This is a genomic window from Alteromonas gracilis (assembly GCF_036870955.2).
Classification (GTDB): domain Bacteria; phylum Pseudomonadota; class Gammaproteobacteria; order Enterobacterales; family Alteromonadaceae; genus Alteromonas; species Alteromonas gracilis_A.
Genome location: NZ_CP145482.2, coordinates 1375259 through 1398553 on the forward strand (window position 1 = coordinate 1375259; position 23295 = coordinate 1398553).

Consider the following 23295-nt stretch of genomic DNA (forward strand, 5'->3'; position numbering starts at 1 on the left):
TAGGAAACGCCTATGAAGATCCTGATTGTAGACGATGAAACAATTAATCGTACTTTGCTGGCGAATATGCTTTACAACGCAGGCTACGAGGACTGTATTGCGGCCGAAAATGGCGAAGAGGCGCTTGAGTTGTTTAAGCAAGAGCAACCTGACTTGGTTTTGCTTGACGTTGTAATGCCTGGTATGTCGGGCTTTGACGTTGCGCCTCAAATACGCGCTATTTCGGACAGCACTTATCTACCCATTCTTTTTATCACCGCGCTTGAAGACAAAGAAAGCCTTGTACGATGTCTGGAGGTTGGGGGAAATGACTTTGCGACAAAACCTTTTGATAGGCACATACTGGTTGCGAAAATTCGAGCGCACTTAAAAATAAGGGCCTTGAGTCTTCATATTGAAGAGCAAAACCAGACGTTAAGAATGTACCAGCAACGTGTGGCACGAGAACACGCTATTGTAGAGCATATATTTAGCCACGCTATTATCAACAGTCCCGACGTATTGTCGCATTTTGACTGTTGTTTGAAGCCAGCTGAAACATTTAACGGCGACTTATTTCTGTGTGAAGCAAGCCCAAGCGGTGGGATCTACTTTTTGGTCGCAGACTTTACAGGCCATGGCCTTGCCTCTGCAATAGGGGCTTTACTGGTTACACGCGCCTTTCATGAATACAGCCAAAAAGGTGTGTCCATTGCCGAGATTGTTTCTGAACTCAACAGTATCCTGCTACAAATATTGCCTGGTGATATGTTTATGGCGGCAGTGGTTGGTGAAATAAACGCGCAAGGCGATAAAGTCAGCTTGTGGCAAGGCGGAATGCCATGCGGTTATCGTACCATCGATGTCAAACTTCGCATTCCGCGTTTTCCAGTCACGCCACATGGCGCTGGGTGTTTTAGAGGACCACGAGCTCAACACCGACTACGACATCGTCCAATTAGGGCAAGGAGAGCAGCTCATTATCTATAGCGACGGTCTTATCGAGAATGTGGATGAGGATGATGAGATGCTGATGGAGGATGGCTTAATTGAACTTGTTAAGAATGATTCTAGTGAGCATGGCAGCGTAAGTGCGAAGCGAATATACAGTAAAGTGCAGGAGCATGCCGCGGCGCCTTTATTTGACGATGATGTCACCCTGGTCATTTTTACATCAAGACCCATAGAAACAAGAAATAAACAGACAACCAGCGGTTTGCCTTCAGTGCACGAAGTGACACTTGAGCCAGACCATTTACGGCAAGCTGACGTTCTTCAGCGAGTTTTGCAACTGGCAAGTAGCTGTGAAGGGGTACAGCGGGTGCGCTCTATTATGTATACCGTGTTGTCTGAATTGTTCAATAATGCGCTTGAACATGGAATTTTGCATCTTGATTCCAAGTTAAAATCTGAAGCAGATGGTTTTCAGTTGTATTACGAAAATAGAGAAACATCATTGCAGGCGTTAAAAGCTGGGCATATAAAAATACGTATAGAATCACAGCTAGGTAAAAAACCATATAATTATTAGTGTTGAAGACAGCGGCGATGGATTTGAGTGGAAAGGTTCGCAGCAATTCAATCACGAGGAATTTCATGGGCGTGGACTCGCGCTTATACACACGCTTTGTGAAAAGATGTGGTTTGAAAGTAATGGCAGTAAAGTGAACTGCATTTTAAATACAACGAACACAAACTTACTTTAACGTCAAATTAGTGTCACTAAACGAATATACTTACAAAACTAACGATAAAGGTGTTACACACATAGTTTTTTCTCGTGGGGTTTTATGCTAAAGGCATTTTTGAAGTTGTTTGAAGATATTCAGTCTAAAAAGACATCTTCGGTAACTGTGGAGCTGGCGACTGCCGCATTGCTGTCAGAGCTTGTCAAAGCTGATAACAAAGTTACGCAGAGTGAGTTGGCGGAGTACAAAAAGCAAATGCAGCGTCATGTTAATATTGACGATGAGGCCATGTTACTATTGCTTGAAAAGGGTGAGGAAACCGCAGATGACGCAGTAGACTTGGTTCGATTTACTCAGGTGCTTAATGAGCATTGTGACGCAGAAGAAAAACGTGATGTTGTTCGAAGCCTTTGGTCTATTGCCTATGCAGACGACACGCTTGCGCCCCTGGAAGAAAGCACTATTCGCCAAGTCGCTGATTTACTTTACGTACCTCACAGTCAGTTTATTAAAACAAAGCTTGAGGTGTCGGAAAACAGGCGCGGCTAGCGCCAAACTTCATTGATAAAAAAGGTTTTTATTTTTTACCTCTGTCCCTTACTATGTGTGGCGCTGAAATTGACTGCAAGTTGATTTACTGTGGTATTGCGGTGAGGAAGATGGTGTGTTTAAAACGTTAAAAGTGCCAATTGGCTTGGCGATCATGATATTTATGTCAATTCTTGTGGCATGTATCGTCGTGGTGACAAAAGCCGAGCAAAATTCGTCACTTAAAGCCGTTATGCAAGAAAATACCACTGCGCTTAGCAACACACTTGCGCTGCAGCTTGCGGTAGTGATGGAGCGCAGCCCTGGCGACCGAGCACTGTACTCACAACTTTTTCAGCCCCTGCGCGAGCACCAGTTTATCGTCTCAGCGACGTTGTATGACAACAACTACAATGCGATTACGCGGCTAAACGCTGAAGACGTCATCTCTTTCGAAGACAGTAAAGTTCCCACTCGCCCTGAAGACGTACCTTTTGGCGTCACCAGTCATGACAATATTATTGTTGCCCATCAACTAATTGGGAGCAGTTTATACCCGTTGGGTCATATTGTTATCTATGCAGACGCAGGGCAATCAGCGTCGAGCGGAGCATATCGCAACGTACTAAGTCAATTACCTGTCATTGTTGGCCTTTGGCTACTGTGCGTTAGCATGTGTACCTTTATTCTGTATCACCTCATAGCACCATTAACCTCGTTGAAAAAATTTACCCAAGAAGTTTTTGAGACCAAGGATTATTCACTGCGCTGCTCACACGACAATAATGATGAAATTGGTCGCCTAGCCAGAAACATTAACAGCTTGCTTGATACCATCGAAGTCGAATTGCTTATCAACTTCGAACAAAAGCAAACCTTGGTTGATCAACAAGAGACCATGTCGCAGTTAGCGAACTTCGACAGTTTGACCTAGTCTACCTAATCGCCAATTTGTATTGGATAATTTGCGCCTTGAACTAGCAAGGGCGAAGCGAAACGACGAAGACTTGATGCTACTTTTCTTTGACCTAGACGGCTTCAAAGGTATCAATGACTCGCTTGGCCATGAAACAGGTGACTTGATCCTTATAGAGGTGGCGGAGCGTGTGCAGAGGCTGCTGCGCGATGGCGATTTATTCGCGCGTCTTGGAGGCGATGAGTTTCTCGTCCTTCCTGATAGGGATGTATCACCTGCTGCCGCAGAAAGCCTAGCTTCACGCTTGATCACGTCATTTGACGAACCTTTTGAACTGAGAGGGTTGTCGCTGACCGTTGGACTGAGCGTTGGTATAGCAACGGCGTCAGATGCGAGTTATGACTTAAGTGAGCTGATGAGTAATGCAGACCTTGCCATGTATCGTTCAAAAGCCCGTGGTCGCGGTAGCTATACATTATTTACCCCAGATATGGTTGAGTCACATAAACGAAAACTACATCTCGCTAACGGTATAGAGCAGGGCTTGGCTAATGATGAGTTTGTTGTTTTCTACCAGGTCAAAGTAAATAACGAAGGGCGCGTGATTGGTGTAGAAGCTTTGATCCGCTGGGAGCACCCGGAATTTGGCCTGGTTATGCCAAATGAGTTTATCCCAATTGCTGAGCAGGGCGGGAAGATTACTGCTATAACTCATTGGGTTATAAAAAGAGTGTGCATGGACATGCCCGATATCAAACAGTGGGCCTCTAACACATTTAGGGTGTCTGTTAATCTGTCGGGGCATGATTTACGCAATGCCCAGCTCTTCGATTATATTTATAACACGTTTAATCTTTACGACATTAATCCAGAGAATTTTGAGTTCGAGGTTACCGAGAGCGCCTACTTAGAGAACTTTGCATTGTCGAATAAGTTTTTTAGAAGAATTGGTAACATGGGATGTGCCATTGCCCTCGATGATTTTGGTACTGGCTATTCGTCGTTGAGTTATCTTACCCAGATTAATATCGACACGCTGAAGGTGGACAGACAGTTCGTGACCGAAATTCAAACCTCAGAAAGAAGTAGGCTGGTTACGGGGGCTATCATTGATTTGGCAAAACGCCTCTCACTGTCGGTCTGTGCAGAAGGTATAGAAAACCACGAGCAGTGGGATTATCTTAAACTTCATGGCTGCGATAGCGTACAAGGCTTTATGTTTAGTAAACCTGTTCCGCTGAGCGAGTTACTAGAGTCACCTTCGCAATATACGTCGGCCGAACTTCACGTTTAGTGGGCTTTAATTTTTAAACAGTATTCCTATTCTCACTCTGATTTTTACATTAGAGTGTTTCTTATTGGCAACATTTCTCTGTTGGTAATTAACAACTGTTGGGTGCGTGTTGTGCTACAGCGTTGAACTTTATAGCTTTTTCTTAGTTGGTCTGAATTTAGCATATCTCATACCGAAAGCAGATGTATTTTGAATGTTGTCGAAAGTCTAGTCTTTGGTGTTTTTGCCGATGCGCACTGACAAAGTAAATGGTCTGTGTGACAGGGGAGTACCTGTACAATCGAGATAGATGGATTTTCGAATACTTACGGAGGATGCATGATGAAACGTCTTGAAAAAGTTCTACTTGGCTTGTGTACTGTTTTTGCTGTGCAAATTATTGTAGTTGCTGAGGCGCATGCGTCGTCGGCGGCAGATTTAATAGATAAACTAGACACAAACAAAGACGGTGAGATTTCATTGAAAGAAGCTGTTCGGCACACAGAATTACTGCGTAATTTTGGTTTAATTGATGACAATGAAGACGGCAAGCTTTCAGAAAGTGAGCTGGCAAAAAGTAAACTAACACCAAGTAACACCAATGTTGCTGCTCAGCCTTGAGGTGGTGAGACCTAAGAGAAAGAGGACAAGGTTCTGATAACAAAAATTTCGCTTGCTGAGCGCCTGGTTCAGTTAGGCTCCTTAAGACAACTAACGTTAGCAAGCTTTGTATTAGCGCTTATTCCTCTTGTCGCGTTATTGTGGCAAAGCCAAAGTGACCTCGCAAAAGTGGGTCAAATGACTACGTTGGAAACTCGCTTTGTTGTAGACGTTGTCGGCGATATGCAACGTCTCGACAATGCTGTCACCGACGTGGAGCGCAGTATTCGTCAATTCACCGTGCTGCGAAACGAACAAGTGGCAGCGCTGTCTGACAACGCATTGGAACAATTCGCATTAGCTGCAGATAAGTTATGCCAAGCGCTATCTGTTCCTCCTACATGCCAGCGTCTTTCTGAACAATTGGGAGAGTTAGCAGATTACCGCACTATAGAAGATCAGCTTCTGTTAAACGCCTATCTGGCGTCTATTGCAAGTAGTGTTGAACAATTGAGAGAAGACGTTGAGTCCACTATCAACCAACGGGTGCAGTTGCAGCAAGACGACTTAAATGCCATGCAGGCAAAACAAGCCTGGTCAACCGCAATGCTAGTGAGTGTTTCATTGCTACTTATTTTGTTGGGAAGCCAGTTAATCGTAAATCCAGTGAACAACCTTAAAAAGATCATTCGAATAGTCGCCCATGGTGACAGTGAGTTACCACCATTATCACGGCAGGCTCCAAGGGAGCTTATTGACGTAGAAAAAGACCTCCACTGGCTTTACGATAGAATGCAACAGTTAGAGCATATTCGCACGGCATTATTACGTCATGCAGCGCATGAGCTTAAAACCCCTTTAGCTAGTATCAAAGAGGGATGTAGTCTGCTGTCTGAAAATGTCGTAGGAGAACTAAACAACGGTCAGCGAGAAGTACTGTCGCTATTAAGTGCCAGCACACAGCGGCTAAATACCCTGGTTGAAAAGCTACTAGACTACAATTTGTTGCTGCAACAGGCTCAGCCAAAAATGGCACAAAGTGACGCGCAAAAGTTAGTAAATGCTTGCTTGGAAGACTATGCGCTAGCCATTCAAGACAGAGACGTAGAAGTCAACATTGAGCCGACATCGATTCACATTGACGAAGAGCTATTTCGTCGTATTTTGGATAATTTGGTATCTAACGCCGTAGCACATGGCGCATTGGGGCGACCCATAAACATTAACATCTACCGCCAGAACGATAATGTCATCTTGGACGTTGCTAACCGAGGCAAGCGCATAGCGCCAGAATCGGTGAAAACGCTGTTTGAGCCATTTATAAGAGGGACGGAACCCAGGAATGACAACGTTATAGGTACGGGCCTTGGGCTATCTATAGTGGCTGATTGCGCGCGTTTGATGCATGGCAATGTAAACGTGGTCGATGTAGATTATGCGGATGTTTGCTTTAGGGTAACTATTCCCCAATAGGAAAATTTTAATGAGAATAATAAGTGTGGTAATTGCCTTGATGGCGTTGACGGGATGTCAGATGCTTAAAGGACTTAACGACAAAGCACTGTCGCCTCAACCCTCAGAAAATACACAAACGCTCGCCGACGCGTTTTGTTTTTTCGAACAACCTCCAGCGTCCTTCGAATACAACTGCGACCCAGCCTATTGGCTTAGCCTATGGCTAACAGCAGATGCAACGCAGTGGAACAAACGGAAAGCCAGCATTAAAGACTTAGGCACAAGCGAATTTGATAGATTACAGGCGTACATATATACATTGCCCAACGACACGCCATACCAAGATAGACTGCGTGCTCAGCTAGCTGTGAATGACATGCTCGATAAATTCACTCCCACGGCGCAGCGGGTCGTGTCGGTGATTGCCTCACAGCAAAATACATTATTAATGGAACTGGAATCAGCGCTAGTCGTTTTAGAGAAAGAAAATACCTCTCGCGCACAGCAGCTTGAGGCACTAACTGGCGAAGCAGACAATTTGCGCACGAAATTAGAAGAACTGTTGCAAATCGAGGCAACATTGATGGATAAAAACAGGAGTACTCAACAATGAGCCAACCGTCAGGCAGTAACCCGAACTTATTGTTGGTTGATGATGATAAAAGCCTTTTGCGTTTGCTGACCATTCGTTTGGAAGGTGAAGGTTATGAAGTCACGGCAGTGGAGGACGGTCAATCTGCACTAAAAAAATTGCAAAACGATAGTTATGACGTTGTGTTAAGTGACTTGCGCATGCCCGGCTTAGATGGCTTGAGTTTGTTTGAAGAGATTATGGGGATACGCAAAGACATACCCGTAATATTAATGACAGCACACGGCACGATCGCTGATGCGGTCGCCGCTACGCAACGTGGTGTGTTCGGCTTCCTACCTAAACCTGTCGATCATGATGAGTTGCGCACTTTATTGCAAAAAGCACTTAGCCAGTCTCAAGCTGCACAACCCGGGGACTGGGCGAAAGATATTATTACTCGCTCACCTGATATGCTCAATGTACTTGACCAAGCCTACCGTATTGCACAACGCGAAGTGTCTGTGCTGATTAGTGGTGCCAGCGGAACCAGTAAAGAACTACTAGCCAATGCCATTCACAAGGCAAGCAACAGAAGTGATAAACCGTTTGTAGCAATAAACTGCGGGGCATTGCCTGAAAACTTGCTTGAGTCAGAATTGTTTGGCCATGCAAAAGGGGCGTTTACAGGCGCAGTTGCAGCGCATCCGGGTCTGTTTAGAGAGGCTGATGGCGGCACACTATTTCTAGATGAAATTGGTGATATGCCGATGACCCTCCAGGTGAAATTATTACGCGCTTTGCAAGAACGTCAGATTCGTCCGGTTGGAAGCAGCAAGCATGTTGACATAGATGTTCGCATCATCTCTGCTACACATAAAGACCTGCACAAAGAGATGGAAGAGGGGACGTTTCGAGAAGATCTCTATTATCGATTAAATGTGGTAAATCTCAAGCTTCCTTCATTGAAATCAAGAAGTGAAGATATCCCATTATTAGCGCGATCATTACTACAGCAAAGTGCGCAGCGTCACGCTGTAAATGTCAGTCAATTCTCAGACGATGCAATGCAGCAGTTAGTTACGTCGTCATGGCCTGGCAACGTACGCCAACTGGTGAATGTTGTGGAGCAATGTGTTGCATTAACACAAACCCCTGTCATTCCTCTTCATTTAGTTGAACAAGCGCTGTCTGCAACCAAACAAAGCTGGCCTACGTTAACAGAGGCCCGTGATGCATTTGAGCAACAGTACCTGCATAAGCTGCTAAAAATGACCGACGGTAACGTGACGCGGGCTGCCGAATTAGCAGGGCGAAATCGCACCGACATGCACAAACTGATGAAAAAACATGACTTGGACGCGTCGGACTTCAGAGCTTAGTGCAATGTCGCAGAGACAACACTAAATTGAGTTGTGAGAGTCATCGCTAACGCGCAATCAAAATAAGCTGTCTTGTTCTGGTTGCGCTTTAATCGCTAGGTCAGGTAGCGCGTCAAAAGGCGTTACGTCGTTGTACAAATCAATAAATTGCTGTGCTAACCATGGTGCGTCTTTATTGTCCGGGCGATGTAAAAAGAAATAAACCTCTTTACCTTCTTGTTGCCATTGAATCACTTTGTGCGCCCACGGCGTCAAACAACGTAAATTGTCTGTGTCGCTATCATTGCCTACGAAGCGCACAACGGGTCGCTGGCCTGTCGCTATGACATTGACCGGAACCCGAGGCTTTTTCCCTCTAACCTCTTCTAGCGTCGCGCAATCACTGTCTCCCGTAAAAAGCGCTCGTGTGTCCATAATAATTCTGTTCGCGTTGTGACGAATAAGCAGTTGATTAAGCGCTTTCTCTTCATCACCTTTAGCAAAAAATCGAAGGTGGCGCATTTCTACACCCACCGTTAGCCATGATGGAAGTGACGCTAAGAAGCGGTCCAGAATGTGAAGTTTATCCGGTCCAAAAGAAGCGGGAAGCTGCAACATCATAAGTCCTAAATTGTCTTTAAGAGGCGCTAAGAGATTTAGTTGTGATGTCACTTCATCATCGCAATGCTGAAGTTGATGCAAATGGGTAATATTTTGATGAAACTTAAAAGTGAAGCGAAAGCTTTTATCTACAGTATCGCGCCACCTAAGTACCGCATCTTCATGCGGCAGCGCGTAAAATGTTGTATTCCCTTCTACGGTATTACACTGCTTTGCGTAAACCTCTAACTGGCTATCTGTTTTGACAGAGTTAGCAAACCAGGTCTGCGGCCAGTGACTATGTTGCCACATAGGCAAGCCGATATAGATTTTTCCGTGAGATATGGCCGATTTGTGCATATTTGTCATTGGGCTTTAGGATGCATTTGTTTATACTATGCGGCCTTTAAATCATTACATTATGCATGTAGTGGGCAGGCCAACTAATTGGCCAGCAAGTTTACGCGAATTTAGTCCATCTAATAAGTCCTAAACAATGCTCAAATAAACGCCACTAACACTTCATGCGAAGAAAGAAAAAACATCAGGGGTCAAGGACCATGCGCACAGATTACTGTGGGAATATCGATTCATCATATATTGGACAAGAAGTCACCCTTTGCGGGTGGGTTAACAAGCGTCGCGACTTAGGCGGTGTTATTTTCATCGACTTACGCGATCGTGAAGGTATCGTGCAAGTGGTATTCGACCCAGATCTACCCGAGGTGCTGTCTGTTGCTAACACATTGCGTAGCGAATTTTGCGTAAAGCTAACAGGTAAAGTTCGAGCACGTCCTGAAGGTCAAGTGAACAAAGATATGCGTACCGGTGAAATCGAAATTCTTGGTACTGGTCTTGAAGTGATCAATAAATCTGACGTACTTCCACTTGATTGGAACCAAGAAAACTCAGAAGAGCAACGTCTGCGTTATCGCTACCTTGACCTTCGCCGTCCAGTCATGAGCCAACGCCTGCAGTTCCGTGCAAAAGTCACTGGCGCAGTTCGTCGTTTCTTAGAAGATGAAGGTTTCCTTGATATTGAAACGCCTATTCTTACTAAAGCGACACCTGAAGGTGCCCGCGACTACCTAGTACCAAGCCGTACTCATAAAGGTGAGTTTTTCGCATTACCGCAATCGCCACAGCTGTTCAAACAGCTTCTGATGATGTCAGGTATGGACCGCTATTATCAAATCGTGAAATGTTTCCGCGATGAAGATTTGCGTGCAGACCGTCAGCCTGAATTTACTCAAATCGATATCGAAACCACGTTCCTTGATGCGGACGGTGTAATGTCAATCACTGAACGTATGATCCGTGACTTGTTCAACAAAATGCTAGACGTTGAGCTGGGTGATTTCCCGCGTATGTCATACGCTGAAGCTATGAAGCGTTTTGGTAGCGATAAGCCAGACCTGCGTAACCCGCTTGAGCTTACTGACGTTGCTGATCTATTGGCTAATGTAGACTTTAAAGTCTTTAGCGGCCCGGCAAACGATCCTAAGGGGCGCGTTGCTGCCATTCGCGTGCCGGGTGGTGCATCGCTATCGCGTAAGCATATTGACGAATACACCAAGTTTGTCGGTATCTATGGTGCCAAAGGTCTTGCATGGATAAAAGTGAACGATGCTGCGGCGGGTCTTGAAGGTCTACAGTCGCCTATTCTTAAGTTCTTAAGTGAGGACATCACTAACGCCATGTTAGAGCGCACCTAGGTGCACAAACGGGTGATATCCTATTGTTTGGCGCGGATAGCTACACAGTGGTCACCGAAGCTATGGGCGCACTACGTCTTAAGCTTGGCGAGGACTTCGAACTGCTTGAAGGCGAATGGAAGCCACTATGGGTTGTAGACTTCCCAATGTTTGAAGAGTTTGATGGTCAGCTTCACGCCATTCACCACCCATTCACAGCGCCCCGTGGCTTAACGCCAGAACAGCTAAAAGCGAACCCTGCAGAAGCGTTGTCGGACGCTTATGACATGGTATTAAACGGCGTTGAATTGGGCGGTGGCTCTGTTCGTATTCATAACGAAGATATGCAGTCTGCAGTATTCAATATCTTGGGTATTGACGATGAAGAAGCGAAAAACAAATTTGGCTTCTTGCTAGATGCATTGCGTTTTGGTGCGCCACCGCACGCCGGTCTTGCGTTTGGTCTAGACCGTCTTGTTATGCTTATGACGGGCGCAACATCAATTCGCGACGTAATGGCGTTCCCTAAGACTACCACAGCAGCCTGCCCATTAACGTCTGCACCTAGCCCTGCTAACCCTCAACAGCTTGAAGAGTTGGCCATCGCTACGGTGAAAAAACAGTCGTAATTTATGGCATATAAAAAGCCAGAATCAGCACTGGTGGTGTTGTACGACCAACACCACCAAGTGCTACTTCTTCAGCGCCAGGATGATCCAACGTTTTGGCAATCGGTTACCGGCGCGCTAGAAGAAGGAGAGTTGCCCATCGACACTGCTTACCGAGAGGTAGCAGAAGAAATTGGTATTGATGCCAAGCAACATGGCTTTGTGGTCAATGATCACTGCAAACAAAATCAATATGTCATTCGTAGCCGCTGGCTACATCGTTACCCTCCTGGCACGGTTTACAACACCGAGCATGTGTTTTCCCTTCAAATCAATAGCGATATGCCCTTAACCCTTACCGAACATTTGCAATACGAATGGGTGTCACAACAAGAGGCGCTTGAGCGTCTTTGGTCACCGTCAAACCGAGAAGCGGTATCTTTGTTTGTACCGAGTGTGCCTTAATGGTTATACTGGGTATAGATCCAGGGTCTAGGATCACAGGTTATGGATTAGTTGCGCGCAAGCAAGGTAAATTGGTGTATGTAGCGAGTGGATGTATACGTGTCGGTACTGCTGAACTTCCAGCAAGACTAGCGAATATCTTCACCGGTATTGGCGACATTATTCGACAGTACGAGCCTTCACAGTTTGCTATAGAACAAGTGTTTATGGCGAAAAACCCCGATTCTGCCCTTAAATTAGGTCAGGCTAGAGGAGCCGCTATTGTTGCTGCCACGCAGGCGCAGCTACCCGTCGCGGAGTACAGTGCGCGACAAATTAAGCAAGCGGTTGTGGGAAAAGGCAGTGCTGACAAGTCGCAAGTTCAGCATATGGTTAAACACTTATTGAATTTGAGCGGCACACCACAGGCTGATGCTGCCGATGCACTCGCGGTTGCACTATGCCATGCGCATACTGAACAAAGCCTTATAAATATGGCAGGTCAAGCGCGTAAAACAGTGCGCGGCCGTTTGCGCTAATTCAAACACCGACTTCCTAGAGCCCGTCTTCCATATTAAATGCTTTTTGTGTCATTGCGTTAATTGCACGCAGACAACAACAGCTGTAGAAAAAGACTGACAAAGAGATAATGCATGATTGGACGAATTCGCGGTACGTTGGCTGAAAAACAGCCACCAGAAATTCTTGTAGATGTAGCGGGTGTTGGTTATGAGATTCATATGCCAATGACAAGCTTCTATCAACTTCCAGCCGTGGGCGAAGAAGTAGTGGTGTACACACATTTTGTGGTTCGAGAAGATGCACAACTCTTGTTTGGTTTTGCCGACAAAATGGAACGTGGACTGTTTAGAGAGCTAATTAAAGCCAATGGCGTTGGTCCTAAACTGGGGTTAGCTATTCTTTCTGGTATGTCTGCGACGCAATTTTTGGCCAGTGTGCAAAACGAAGATGTGTCTGCATTGGTGAGCCTTCCTGGCATTGGGAAGAAAACCGCTGAGCGTCTGGTTGTCGAACTTAAAGACAGGCTGGCGAAGTTTGGCAAAGCGCAAAGTATTGCTGTACCACCACCAAGCGCAGATTTATTATCGTCTAACACCATTGTTGAGGTAAATGACGCCCGCGAAGAAGCGCAAAGCGCACTTATTGCATTGGGGTACAAACCTGCACAAGCCAGTAAATTGGTAGAGAGTGTCTACACGGAAGGCATGGAAAGCGAAGCGCTTATACGAGAAGCCTTAAAGGCGGCAATTTAACACCGTTCTGATCATGTGCGACGACCCTGTTAATGTCGCAAGGTGATGTTCTAAGAAGATGAATTATGATTGAAGCAGACAGACTGATTACACCTGATGCCAGCAATGAAGATGAGGTGATAGATCGCGCCATTCGGCCAAAAATGCTGGAAGACTACACGGGTCAACCTCATGTATGTGAACAGATGGAGATATTCATCCAAGCGGCTCGAAACCGGGATGATGCACTTGATCATTTACTTATTTTTGGGCCTCCAGGGTTGGGAAAAACCACATTAGCCAACATCGTTGCAAACGAAATGGGCGTGAATATCAAGACCACTTCAGGCCCAGTCTTAGAAAAAGCGGGGGATTTAGCTGCGCTTCTTACAAACCTAGAGCGCAATGATGTCTTGTTTATTGATGAGATTCATCGTTTAAGCCCAGTGGTGGAAGAAATTCTCTATCCTGCCATGGAAGACTATCAGCTTGATATCATGATTGGTGAGGGGCCTGCTGCTCGTTCCATTAAGCTTGATCTTCCCCCTTTCACCTTGGTAGGCGCTACGACGCGCGCAGGCTCGTTGACATCACCACTGCGAGACCGATTTGGTATTGTTCAGCGCCTTGAGTTTTATTCGGTTAAAGACCTAACGAGTATTGTGGCGCGCAGCGCAAGCTTTCTTAATTTAGATATGAGTGAAGAAGGTGCGCAGGAAGTAGCGCGTCGTTCTAGAGGAACACCGCGGATAGCAAATCGCTTGTTAAGACGTGTACGCGATTATGCAGAGATTAAGGCTGATGGAACCGTGGGTGCCGAAACGGCAGCAAAAGCGCTTGATATGCTTGATGTGGACAAAGAAGGCTTTGACTACATGGACCGTAAGCTACTGACAGCCATTATTGAAAAGTTTGACGGTGGGCCCGTGGGGCTAGACAATCTCGCGGCTGCTATCGGTGAAGAGAAAGAAACCATTGAGGACGTTATCGAGCCGTTTCTTATCCAGCAAGGTTTCCTGCAGCGCACGCCCCGTGGTCGTATAGTTTCAAATCGCGCTTATCTACACTTCGGCTTTACACCTACGAAATAGCATACGTGAGGCTCAGGACATGCTTGAGCTAGTGCGTGAAACAGACAAAAAAAAGCCCGCTCATTGAGCGGGCTAAAACAACAAGTGTTGAAGGAAATAAATCCAGGGAACTCATGTCTAACAGGAGAATGTCTCTTGTATGACCGTGCTTCGCACCATCACACTCTGTATGACTGATGCTGTGCATTATAGGGAGCCCTCAAAAAACTACAATTGAGTAAAATTGTTATTTCAAATTAGAAAATCTAATGTGTTAATTATATGTTTATCAATGGTATAATTTTGATTAAAAGTCCTTTTTAACGGGGTTTGAGGCGCATATTTTTAATGTAGTTAGTCGTATTATTTTGTTGTTTCAACGGCGGGTTGGATTAATAATTTTCTTGGTAAGGGAATAGTTATGCATCAACATCAGGTAAGAGTGTATTACGAAGACACAGATGCAGGTGGAATTGTGTACTACGCAAACTACCTAAAGTTTATGGAGCGCGCTCGAACAGAGTGGTTGCGGGGTCTTGGTTTCGAGCAAGACACATTAATGGAACAATCAGTCGCTTTTGTCGTCAAACGCGTTGAGATGCATAACTATGCGCTTAGCGCGGTTCAACCAACTGTTGAGTATTGAGTCTCACGTTGTAGAATTGAAAGGCGCTAGTATGACGTTTCAACAAATCATAAAAAATGAACAAGGCAATAAATTGGTATCTGGAGATATTCAAGTTGCCTGCGTCGATTTGGCAACTATGAAGCCAAAACGATTACCACGTACTTTGTTAGGGGAAATTTCGCGTGTCATCTGATCTTACTTTTATCGGCTTGTTTCTACAGGCAAGTTTCATTGTTCAATTAGTCATGCTGCTGTTACTTAGTGTGTCGATTGCGTCATGGACCTTTATTTTCCAACGCAGTAAGGCGCTTTCAGCGGCGCGAACTGAAATGCGCCAATTTGAAGATAAATTCTGGTCAGGAGCAGACTTAAATCGTCTTTATCAAGAACTCTCTGCGCGAACCAACCTAAACGGTATGGCAAGCATTTTCTGCGCAGGTTTTAAAGAATTTGTTCGCCTGCGTAAATCAAACACTGCGACGAATGGCATTGTCGATGGTACCTACCGCGCGATGCGCGTTTCTATGTCGCGTCAAGTTGAAGAGCTTGAAAGTCGCTTACCATTCCTCGCTACAGCGGGTTCAATCAGCCCTTATATTGGTCTATTTGGAACGGTGTGGGGCATCATGAATGCGTTTATCGCGCTTGGCGAAGTACAACAAGCGACGTTGGCAATGGTTGCGCCAGGTATCGCTGAAGCGCTTATTGCAACCGCTATTGGTCTTTTTGCCGCCATTCCTGCTGTTATTGCCTATAACCGTTTTAGCCATCAGGTAGAAAAACTGGAAAACAGCTATGGTAACTTCATGGAAGAGTTTTCAGCCATTCTTCATCGCCAAGCAGTTGCTGCGCAAGCACAACAACAAGCCTAAGCGTTTACATCAAAAAGCGGAGGACTTGTTATGTACGTAAGAAAACGTCGTCGACCGGTATCTGAAATTAATGTTGTGCCATACATCGACGTGATGCTAGTACTGCTAATCATTTTTATGGTAACGGCTCCCCTTATCTCACAAGGGGTAAAAGTAGACTTGCCGAAGGCGAGTGCCAATCCTATTGAGCAAGAAGATAACCCACCTATGATTGCGTCGGTAGACGTGAAAGGGCGTTATTTCTTGAATGTAGGGAATGATCAAGAATCACCTATTAGCAAAGATGAGTTAGGCGCAATTGTAAAAGCGCAGTTGACTAAAGCACCAGACACGCTTATTGTGGTTAAGGGTGATGGTCAAGTTGCTTACAATGAGGTAATACAGTTAATGGTGTTATTGCAGCAAGCGGGTGTGCCGTCTGTAGGTTTAATGACGGATCCTGTTGAGTAGTATCGAGATGTCTAAACCTGAGATGCCGGACAAAGGGACTGCGAAAAAAGCACCCAGTAAAATGAGCCCCGAACAACTTGGATTATACAAGTCGTTGGGGCTCCATGCTGTGGTGGCTGCACTGTTGCTAATTAGCGTCAGTTTTTCTCCAGAGCCGTTGCCTAGTGTGCAAACCAATGCACCTGTTATAGAAGCAACGTTTATTGATGCCCAAGCCATTGCTGATAAAAAACGCGCTCAAGCACAAGCTGAGGCACAAGCAAGAGCAGAGGAACAAGAGCGTCAGCGAAAAGCAAAAGCAGCGGCCGAGAAAAAGCGCCAGCAACAGCTGGCAGCGGAAAGGGCAAAAGCGAAGCGAGAGGCTAAGGCGGCAGAGGTCAGACGCCAAAAAGAATTGGAACGTCTAGCCGCACAAAAAGAGCAGGAACGCAAAGAGAGAGAAGCAAAAGCGAAAGCTGACGCTGAGCGAAAGAAAAAAGAAGCGGCTGAACGCGCCGAAATGGAAAGGATCATGCAAGAGCAGCTAGCGCAAGAGCGTGCTGCTCAGCAAGAAAGACGAAGAAAGCAGGTGCTTACTGAGGTTGAGCGTTATACCGCGCTGATACAGCAAACCATCAAGCGCAACCTGTACTCTGACGATAGCTTTGAGGGCAAGACTTGCCGTTTGAATATACGCCTTGCAACAACCGGATTTGTTACGAGTATTCGCGTACTTGGCGGTAACGATGCGTTGTGCCGTGCAGCTGAAACTGCCGTACGCCGAGCAGAGAAGCTGCCTGTGTCAGAAGCGCCAGACGTGTACGAACAATTAAAAGACATTACGTTAAAAGTGGAATTATAGTGGTATGAAAAAACTAGGATTATGGATAGCGCTAATTACGATGGCTTTCAGTGCCAGAGTATTTGCTTCCTTAGAAATTGTGATAACTGAGGGGGTAGATAGTGCTCGCCCCATCGGTGTTGTGCCATTTAAGTGGAAAGGGCAAGGGGCCATGCCTGGCGAGCTTTCTAAAGTGATAATGGCTGACCTTATGCGCAGCGGCAAGTTTAACCCTGTTGCGGTAAGTGACATGCCTCAGTACCCAGAAACCGCTGATGATGTGAGTTATACGGCATGGGCTACGTTGGGTGTAGACACTGTGCTTGTTGGTAGTATTGAAGAGCAAGGCGCAAACCGTTATTTAGTTAGCTATCAGTTGATTGATATCCTTAAAGGTCAGCTTGACGGCGGGCAGGCCAAAGTACTTAAGAATGGTTCGCTAGTGACGAGCAATGAGCATGTTATTGTGGCTCGTCAGGCGGTGATTAATGGAAATGATTTTCGCCAATACGCACATCGTATCAGTGACATTGTGTATGAAAAACTCACCGATGTGCGCGGCGCCTTTCTTACTAAGATTGCCTACGTCATCGTACGAGACAGAGACACAGTGGAAAAACCGTATCAGCTGGTGATTGCAGATTATGATGGTGAAAACGAGACGCGTTTGTTGTCCTCGCCAGAGCCTCTTATGTCGCCAGTATGGTCTCCTGATGGTGAGAAGCTGGCCTATGTGAGTTTTGAAAACCGCCGCCCACAAATTTACATTCAAAACATTTATACCAGTGAGCGTACGCGTATCACAGACTTCCCAGGTATTAATGGTAGTCCGGTATTTTCGCCAGATGGCAAGCAACTTGCAATGGTGCTATCGAAAGATGGGAACCCAGAGATCTATATTATGGATCTCGCGACTAAAAACTTACGCCGTGTTACACGCAATAGAGCGATTGATACGGAGCCGTCATGGCTTCCAGATGGCAGTGGTTTAATATTTAGCTCTGAACGGGGTGGTAAACCCCAGATATATAGCGTAAATTTAAGTTCTGGGAAAGTAAGGCGAGTTACCTTTGTAGGTGAACAGAACCTTGGTGGTACAATTTCTCCTGACGGTAAGCAAATGATTATGGTTAATCAGACCAATGGTAACTACCACATTGCTAAGCAGTCATTAGATGGCGGTTCACCTTTAGTACTGACACGGACGTACTTAGATGAGTCACCAAGTGTAGCGCCGAATGGAAGCATGATTATATATAGCACCTTACATGAAGGTACCCAAGTGTTGTCACTGGTATCTTTAGATGGGCGCTTTAAAGCTAGGTTACCAGCAGCCAATGGGCAAGTTAAATCGCCAAGTTGGTCACCATTTTTGTTCTAACAATTTAACGACTAAACAATAAAATTTAAGGATTAGTAGGATGCAAATGAATAAAGTGATGAAAAGCTTCATTATCGCCTTGCCAGTAGTGACAATGATGGCGTGTTCGTCAGGCCCTAGCGAAGAAGAGTTAGCAGCAGAACGTAACCGTTTAGCACAAGAACAAGCGGCGGCTGAAGCAGAAGCTCGTGCAGCCGAAGCGCAACGCGTTGAAGCGGAAGCGGCTCAGCGGATGAAGCGTCAAGAAGAGATGGTTCAGCAAGAAATGGAAGCGTTGAAGAACGAACAAACCGTTTACTTCGATTTCGACCGCTCGAGCATCAAGCCTGAATTCCAACGTATTCTAGATAAGCACGCTGCATTCTTGGTGAAAAACCCAGGCATGAAAGTGACTATCGAAGGTCACACAGATAGCCGCGGTACTCCAGAGTACAACATCGCACTAGGCGAGCGTCGTGCACAGTCTGTTGAGACATATTTGCTAAATGCGGGTGTGAGCAGCAGCCAAGTGTCTGTAGTTTCTTACGGTGAAGAAAAGCCAGCTGTGATGGGTTCTACTGAGTATGCATTTGCTCAAAACCGTCGCGGAGTGGTTGTATACCGCTAATGACTATTCTAGCGAATAAGACATTAAAGATGGGCGTCACTTTAAGTGCCGCCCTTGCTGTATCTACCGCATTTGCGCAAGCGCCTGTGGTGGATGCAAATGGTGGCAGTGAGTTAGAGCAGCGAATTGCAGTGCTTGAGCGAATTGTTAAAAGTCGAACTGAAATGCAGCATAGGTTGCAAACTCAGTTAGACAACATGCAGATGGAAGTCGACCAATTGCGCGGCGCTGTTGAAGTGAATACTAACGAACTTCAAAAAGTGCTAGAGCGTCAGCGAGAGCTTTATCTTGAAATAGACAAGCGCGTAGAGGCTCTTAAACAAGGCGGTTCACTGCAGGGTAGCGCGACACCAAGCGCTGGTGTTGATACGCCTATGACGGGCTCTCCTTCGACAGCAACACCGCAAGCATCGCAGGCTGGCGAAGATGAAGCTTACGAAAGTGCCGTAAACCTTATTTTAAAATCTCGCGAATACGATAAGGCTATCCCGGCATTTCAATCGTTTATTGAGCGTTTCCCTTCAAGTAGCTATGCACCAAATGCGCATTACTGGCTAGGTCAGTTGTTGTTTAACAAACAAAACTGGAGCGAGGCGAGCGAGCAATTTAATATTGTTGCTAATCGTTTCTCTGACTCAACAAAGCGCCCTGATGCATTGCTGAAACTTGGCGTTATAGCAGAGCGTACTGGCGATGCAGCATCTGCTCGTCAACTACTGCAGCAAGTTATCACTGAATACCCAAATTCCTCGGCCAAACGGCTAGCGGAATCTCGATTAAATAACTTGTAATAAAAAAAGCCTCTTTAAAAGAGGCTTTTTTGTGTCTTTCCCGACCCGGAAAGACGAATTATCTATAGCTAGGTGAGCAAATCTGCGTCACCGATTTTTCTGTGACTCTGTAGAAAATCTACTAAACTCAATTACTACTGGTATAAATACTCAGCGATTTGTTTTCATTTTGACCGTTTAGTCGTAATTTGACAGAAAAATGAAAATAAAAAGACGTTATGGGTTGCGTCAGAAAAAAATCTGAGTATTATATGCCGCCGTTGCCAAGACATAGGCAACAACAGGAAAGAAAGGGTCGTTAGCTCAGTTGGTAGAGCAGTTGACTTTTAATCAATTGGTCGCTGGTTCGAATCCAGCACGACCCACCACTTTCTCTCCTAGCATCAAATGATGGGTCGTTAGCTCAGTTGGTAGAGCAGTTGACTTTTAATCAATTGGTCGCTGGTTCGAATCCAGCACGACCCACCATCATTTGAAATGCATTACACATCTAAGTGTCACTTGATGGGTCGTTAGCTCAGTTGGTAGAGCAGTTGACTTTTAATCAATTGGTCGCTGGTTCGAATCCAGCACGACCCACCATCAAGCTCAATACCAAATACTCTCCAAGAATTAAAACTCGCGCAGCGATTTTGAATGTGCTTTAGCTCTGGCTATTTGATCTTCTCTACTTGTCCCCATGTAACTAAATTCAAGCACTTATCAGAAGCACGGTTTAGTCATCACCAATACGACTATTTTATTACGCTATTGTTGTCTATGCAGTGTGTAATTTTTATGACAGTTGGGTATAATCCGCACCCTTGTCGCAACAGAGATGTAGGTTAATGTCAGTAGCATTTCGAGTGGATCAGGTTGAGTACCCGTTCCCTGCAAAACCACAGCCATTATCAGAAGCACGTAAAGCTGAGTTGAAGGCTGAAATTAAAGCCTTGCTAAAAGCCCGTAATGCGGTGCTAGTAGCACACTATTATACCGACCACGAAATTCAGGCGCTAGCTGAAGAAACCGGTGGTTGTGTAGCAGACTCGCTAGAAATGGCGCGCTTTGGTCGCGATGCGCAAGAACAAACGCTCATTGTCGCTGGCGTACGTTTCATGGGTGAGACTGCAAAGATCCTAAGCCCTGAAAAAAACGTGCTTATGCCAACACTGGAGGCAACCTGTTCGTTAGACATTGGTTGTCCGGTAAAAGAATTCAGTGAATTCTGCGACCAGCACCCTGACCATACTGTCGTTGTATACGCCAATACATCAGCCGCGGTTAAAGCGCGTGCAGATTGGGTGGTTACCTCTAGTATTGCATTAGAAATTGTTGAACACCTCGACAGTCAAGGCAAAAAGATCATCTGGGGCCCAGATCGCCACCTAGGCTCGTATATTGCCAAGCAAACTGGTGCAGACATGCTAATGTGGCAAGGCGAGTGTATTGTTCATGACGAGTTTTCTGCACAAAAACTGGCTGATATGAAAGCGTTATATCCAAATGCTGCGGTATTGGTGCACCCTGAATCACCTAAGCAAGTGTCGTCGAAATGGCTGATGCGGTTGGCTCTACCAGCCAGCTGATAAAAGCGTCTCAAACCATGGACAACGACACCTTTATTGTTGCCACAGATAAAGGCATTTTTTACAAAATGCAGCAGCTTACGCCAGAGAAGACCTTTATCGAAGCTCCAACGGGCGGTAACGGCGCGACGTGTAAAAGTTGTGCTCACTGCCCTTGGATGGCAATGAACGGCTTAGAAGCGATTAAGGCGTCTTTAATGGGCGAAAGTGACGGTCATGAAATCTTTGTAGACGATGATCTTCGCAAAGGTGCGCTTATCCCTCTCGATCGCATGTTAGATTTCTCGGCTGAGCTAAAAGCAAAAGGCGGTTTGTAAAACAGCGCGTTTTATAAGCACTTGCTCACTAATTTATAGCAAGTTCTTGATTAAGCGCGCGGCATTACCTACTATACGCGCGCTCAAGGAATTCCTTGATACCAAATTTGGAGAGATGGCTGAGTGGCTGAAGGCGCACGCCTGGAAAGTGTGTATACGTTTATAGCGTATCGAGGGTTCGAATCCCTCTCTCTCCGCCAAATACAAAACAACCGGCTTTTGCTAGGCTTTTTTTGTATTTGTTGGATTGTGACGGGTGAGAATCCGAGTGCAGGGTTCGACAAGTTGCGACTAAGCAACTTGAAACGAGCGGCTTGTCCGCGAAGCCCGAAGGGGTCAAAACGCATGAGCGTTTTGAATTAATCCCTCTCTCTCCGCCAAACATAAAAGAACCTAGCTTTCGTCGGCTTTTTTTGTATTGGTTGGGTCGTGACGGGTGAGAATCCGAGGGGAGCCACTCAAGGAGTCAGAAAAATCGTCAAGGTGTCGCCAATATTCAAATGGCTGCGGGCTAAACCATTCCATTGTTTTAGTTTATCTACCGTCACATTGTACTGTCTGGCAATCATCCACAAGCTATCGCCCGAGCGCACCTTATGCTCTATTTGCTGTTCGGCTGGTATAGGTAAAATCAACTCGTCTCCGGCGCGAATTCGGCTATGGGTGAGTTGATTAAAGGTACGAATATCGGCCACCGTCACATCAAAGTTCTGTGCTATTTCACTTAGGCTATCGCCGCGTTTAATGCGGTACGTTTTCCATTGGCTATCAGGTATGGCAGGTAGCGATGCCACATAGCTACTCCAACAGTGGGCTTTATCGATTTTTAGCACAATATGCTCAGGCCCGCTCAAAAGGGCACGGTAGCGTCTGTACCCTGGGTTCAGCATAGCTACTTCTTTCCATTCGCTGGCGCTATCAAGAATGACCCCATTTTGTAATGGCGCTACCGTTATAACAGGCGTATTCGCTATGGCTGGAAAGGCAATAGTTTGATGTTTTAAGATATGAGCGGCTGCCAATAATTTAGGCACAAAATCGCGCGTTTCTCGCGGCAGTTGAAGGCTGAAAAAGTCTGTGGATTTACCCGCACGTTTATTTCGCCTGATAGCATTAGCTACTCTGCCTTCCCCCGTGTTATACGCGGCAATGGCGTAAAGCCAGTTGCCATCAAATCGCTTGTGAAGGTAGGTCAAAAAGTCGAGCGCGGCGTTGGTAGACTCGACGATATCCAGCCTTCCGTCGTACCACGAATTCATTTTTACACCAAAATGCTTGGCTATAAGCGGCGTTAACTGCCAAAGGCCAGATGCATGCTTGTCTGAATACGCAGTGGTATTAAAGTCGCTTTCAAATAATGGCACCAGTGCAAGTTCTACAGGCAAGCCTCTGCGCTCAATTTCTGTCACGATATAATACAAGAACGGGTCAGCCCGCTGGCTAATTACATTCATGTAGTTGGGCTGATTGGCGTACCACTGAATACGGTTTTTAACACGCTGATGATCAGGCAAAGCGAATGACAATTGTATTCGAATGCGCTCCCATACATCTTCAGCTTTTGCTGGGTCTAACGGCGACACTGTTGCTATATCATCAGCCGCACTAGCCACGTTTTTAGGTGTGTTTTCTACTAGCTCTGTTGAAAGTGTATTGCTTTCGTGGGTAGGCATACTTTGTTGTTCAGGTCCTGTGCTTACGCAACCACTAAGGAAAATTGCAAAACACAGTACCCACTTACGGCTAATAGTACTGTAGCCGCGTACTTCTTGATACATCATGACTTAAAAAACCTTTAGTTCTAAATTCTTATAGGCAAAT

Annotated in this window: 19 protein-coding genes, 4 tRNA genes and 4 pseudogenes; 25 read left to right on the forward strand and 2 right to left on the reverse strand. The window is 45.7% G+C overall.

The features are described from left to right. Positions 1-12: 12 nt before the first annotated feature. From V6N89_RS06560 to V6N89_RS06600, 8 genes and pseudogenes are all read left to right on the forward strand, one after another. Complete coding sequence (locus tag V6N89_RS06560; protein ID WP_346993562.1) at positions 13-969, forward strand: fused response regulator/phosphatase; 957 nt, start codon at positions 13-15, stop codon at positions 967-969. Then, on the forward strand, positions 881-1510 hold the full coding sequence (locus V6N89_RS06565; protein ID WP_346993563.1) for a SpoIIE family protein phosphatase: 630 nt from the start codon (positions 881-883) through the stop codon (positions 1508-1510). Before V6N89_RS06560 ends, V6N89_RS06565 begins: the two co-directional genes overlap by 89 nt. Positions 1511-1769: 259 nt before the next feature. After that, the gene (locus tag V6N89_RS06570; RefSeq protein WP_346993564.1) at positions 1770-2216 is read left to right on the forward strand and encodes a TerB family tellurite resistance protein; all 447 of its coding nucleotides are present in this window, start codon (positions 1770-1772) and stop codon (positions 2214-2216) included. Positions 2217-2331: 115 nt separating this feature from the next. Continuing rightward, a pseudogene (locus tag V6N89_RS21710) lies at positions 2332-4405 on the forward strand (EAL domain-containing protein). A gap of 318 nt (positions 4406-4723) precedes the next feature. Then, on the forward strand, positions 4724-5005 hold the full coding sequence (locus V6N89_RS06585) for a calcium-binding protein (protein WP_346993565.1): 282 nt from the start codon (positions 4724-4726) through the stop codon (positions 5003-5005). Between the two features lie 63 nt (positions 5006-5068). Continuing rightward, positions 5069-6457, forward strand: a complete 1389-nt coding sequence (locus tag V6N89_RS06590) for a sensor histidine kinase (protein WP_338520233.1) — start codon at positions 5069-5071, stop codon at positions 6455-6457. Positions 6458-6467: 10 nt separating this feature from the next. Further along, on the forward strand, positions 6468-7052 hold the full coding sequence (locus V6N89_RS06595; protein ID WP_338516889.1) for a hypothetical protein: 585 nt from the start codon (positions 6468-6470) through the stop codon (positions 7050-7052). Beyond that, on the forward strand, positions 7049-8392 hold the full coding sequence (locus tag V6N89_RS06600) for a sigma 54-interacting transcriptional regulator (RefSeq protein ID WP_346993566.1): 1344 nt from the start codon (positions 7049-7051) through the stop codon (positions 8390-8392). The genes V6N89_RS06595 and V6N89_RS06600 overlap by 4 nt, the downstream gene beginning before the upstream one ends. Positions 8393-8449: 57 nt before the next feature. On the opposite strand, the gene V6N89_RS06605 is transcribed toward V6N89_RS06600, so the two are convergent. After that, positions 8450-9340 (reverse strand): DUF72 domain-containing protein, encoded by an 891-nt coding sequence (locus V6N89_RS06605; protein ID WP_338516891.1) that lies wholly within the window; start codon positions 9338-9340, stop codon positions 8450-8452. A gap of 191 nt (positions 9341-9531) precedes the next feature. Between V6N89_RS06605 and aspS the strand changes: the two are divergent. The 17 genes and pseudogenes from aspS to V6N89_RS06690 all read left to right on the forward strand — a co-directional run bounded on the left by aspS (position 9532) and on the right by V6N89_RS06690 (position 21674). Then, positions 9532-11294: pseudogene (gene aspS, locus V6N89_RS06610) on the forward strand (aspartate--tRNA ligase). A gap of 3 nt (positions 11295-11297) precedes the next feature. Continuing rightward, complete coding sequence (nudB, locus tag V6N89_RS06615; RefSeq protein WP_346993567.1) at positions 11298-11738, forward strand: dihydroneopterin triphosphate diphosphatase; 441 nt, start codon at positions 11298-11300, stop codon at positions 11736-11738. Further along, positions 11738-12256 carry a crossover junction endodeoxyribonuclease RuvC gene (ruvC, locus tag V6N89_RS06620; RefSeq protein ID WP_346993568.1) on the forward strand — a complete coding sequence of 173 codons (519 nt, stop codon included), beginning with the start codon at positions 11738-11740 and terminating at the stop codon, positions 12254-12256. Before nudB ends, ruvC begins: the two co-directional genes overlap by 1 nt. A 114-nt stretch (positions 12257-12370) precedes the next feature. Continuing rightward, a complete protein-coding gene (gene ruvA, locus V6N89_RS06625) occupies positions 12371-12991 on the forward strand; it encodes a Holliday junction branch migration protein RuvA (protein ID WP_338516892.1) in 621 nt (206 codons plus the stop codon). Between the two features lie 65 nt (positions 12992-13056). Then, positions 13057-14061, forward strand: coding sequence for a Holliday junction branch migration DNA helicase RuvB (gene ruvB / locus V6N89_RS06630; protein WP_338516893.1), 1005 nt, complete (start codon positions 13057-13059; stop codon positions 14059-14061). A 400-nt stretch (positions 14062-14461) separates the two neighbouring features. Then, positions 14462-14861 (forward strand): annotated as a pseudogene (ybgC, locus tag V6N89_RS06635) (tol-pal system-associated acyl-CoA thioesterase). Further along, positions 14851-15540 (forward strand): protein TolQ, encoded by a 690-nt coding sequence (gene tolQ / locus V6N89_RS06640; RefSeq protein ID WP_338516894.1) that lies wholly within the window; start codon positions 14851-14853, stop codon positions 15538-15540. The pseudogene ybgC and the gene tolQ overlap by 11 nt, the downstream one beginning before the upstream one ends. 30 nt (positions 15541-15570) lie before the next feature. Next, on the forward strand, positions 15571-15990 hold the full coding sequence (tolR, locus tag V6N89_RS06645; RefSeq protein WP_346993569.1) for a protein TolR: 420 nt from the start codon (positions 15571-15573) through the stop codon (positions 15988-15990). A 7-nt stretch (positions 15991-15997) separates the two neighbouring features. Next, on the forward strand, positions 15998-16831 hold the full coding sequence (tolA, locus tag V6N89_RS06650) for a cell envelope integrity protein TolA (protein WP_346993570.1): 834 nt from the start codon (positions 15998-16000) through the stop codon (positions 16829-16831). 4 nt (positions 16832-16835) lie between these two features. Continuing rightward, a complete protein-coding gene (tolB, locus tag V6N89_RS06655) occupies positions 16836-18191 on the forward strand; it encodes a Tol-Pal system beta propeller repeat protein TolB (RefSeq protein ID WP_346993571.1) in 1356 nt (451 codons plus the stop codon). A 40-nt stretch (positions 18192-18231) separates the two neighbouring features. Further along, on the forward strand, positions 18232-18798 hold the full coding sequence (pal, locus tag V6N89_RS06660; RefSeq protein WP_338516895.1) for a peptidoglycan-associated lipoprotein Pal: 567 nt from the start codon (positions 18232-18234) through the stop codon (positions 18796-18798). Then, entirely contained in the window at positions 18798-19589 is a 792-nt protein-coding gene (gene ybgF / locus V6N89_RS06665; RefSeq protein WP_338516896.1) for a tol-pal system protein YbgF, read from the forward strand. The genes pal and ybgF overlap by 1 nt, the downstream gene beginning before the upstream one ends. Positions 19590-19881: 292 nt before the next feature. Then, positions 19882-19957 (forward strand) — tRNA-Lys (locus V6N89_RS06670). A 24-nt stretch (positions 19958-19981) separates the two neighbouring features. Next, positions 19982-20057, forward strand: a tRNA-Lys gene (locus V6N89_RS06675). A 38-nt stretch (positions 20058-20095) separates the two neighbouring features. Then, positions 20096-20171, forward strand: a tRNA-Lys gene (locus tag V6N89_RS06680). Between the two features lie 245 nt (positions 20172-20416). Then, positions 20417-21474: pseudogene (gene nadA, locus V6N89_RS06685) on the forward strand (quinolinate synthase NadA). A 109-nt stretch (positions 21475-21583) separates the two neighbouring features. Beyond that, positions 21584-21674, forward strand: a tRNA-Ser gene (locus V6N89_RS06690). A gap of 258 nt (positions 21675-21932) precedes the next feature. On the opposite strand, the gene V6N89_RS06695 is transcribed toward V6N89_RS06690, so the two are convergent. Next, on the reverse strand, positions 21933-23255 hold the full coding sequence (locus tag V6N89_RS06695; RefSeq protein WP_338516897.1) for a LysM peptidoglycan-binding domain-containing protein: 1323 nt from the start codon (positions 23253-23255) through the stop codon (positions 21933-21935). Positions 23256-23295 lie beyond the last annotated feature (40 nt).